The sequence below is a fragment of the Methylobacterium sp. BTF04 genome, from assembly GCF_010692745.1.
Taxonomy (GTDB): domain Bacteria; phylum Pseudomonadota; class Alphaproteobacteria; order Rhizobiales; family Beijerinckiaceae; genus Methylobacterium.
The window spans coordinates 1-824 of the sequence record NZ_JAAHTB010000209.1 but is presented as its reverse complement, the minus strand read 5'-3'; the positions used below and the strand labels follow the sequence as shown (position 1 = coordinate 824).

The 824-nt window shown below is 66.7% G+C and carries 1 protein-coding gene; it reads right to left on the bottom strand.

Annotated elements, in window-relative coordinates:
* A partial coding sequence (locus G3T14_RS24365) for an Hsp70 family protein (protein WP_163645033.1) occupies positions 1 to 824 on the bottom strand: 824 nt, incomplete at both ends.

Sequence of the window (824 nt, the reverse complement as noted above, 5' to 3'; positions counted from 1 at the left end):
TCCTTCCCGCTCGCCTTGTCCTTGGCCGAGACGTTGACGATGCCGTTGGCGTCGATGTCGAAGGTCACCTCGATCTGCGGTTGGCCCCGGGGCGCCGGCGGGATGCCGACGAGGTCGAACTGGCCGAGCATCTTGTTGTCGGCGGCCATCTCGCGCTCGCCCTGGAACACCCGGATCGTCACCGCCGGCTGGCTGTCTGCCGCGGTCGAGAAGGTCTGGGACTTTTTGGTCGGGATCGTGGTGTTGCGCTCGATCAGCTTGGTCAGCACGCCGCCCAGCGTTTCGATGCCGAGCGAGAGCGGGGTGACGTCCAGCAGCAGCACGTCGCTGACGTCGCCCTGGAGCACACCGGCCTGGATCGCGGCGCCGATGGCCACGACCTCGTCGGGGTTCACGCCCTTGTGCGGCTCGCGCCCGAACAGCGCCTGCACGGTCTCCTGCACCTTCGGCATCCGGGTCTGGCCGCCAACGAGGATGACCTCGTCGATCTGCGACGACTCAAGCCCGGCATCCTTCAGGGCCGCCTTGCATGGCGCGACCGTACGCTCGATCAGGTCGGCGACGAGGGCTTCGAGCTTGGCCCGGCTGAGCTTGATCGCAAGGTGCTTCGGGCCGTTCTGGTCGGCCGTGACGAAGGGCAGGTTCACCTCGGTCTGGGTTGCCGAGGACAGCTCGATCTTGGCCTTCTCGGCGGCGTCCTTGAGGCGCTGCAGAGCGAGCCGGTCCTTGCGAAGGTCGATGCCGCTCTCCTTACGGAATTCGTCCACGAGGTAGTCGACGATGCGGTTGTCGAAGTCCTCGCCGCCGAGGAAGGTGTCGCCGTT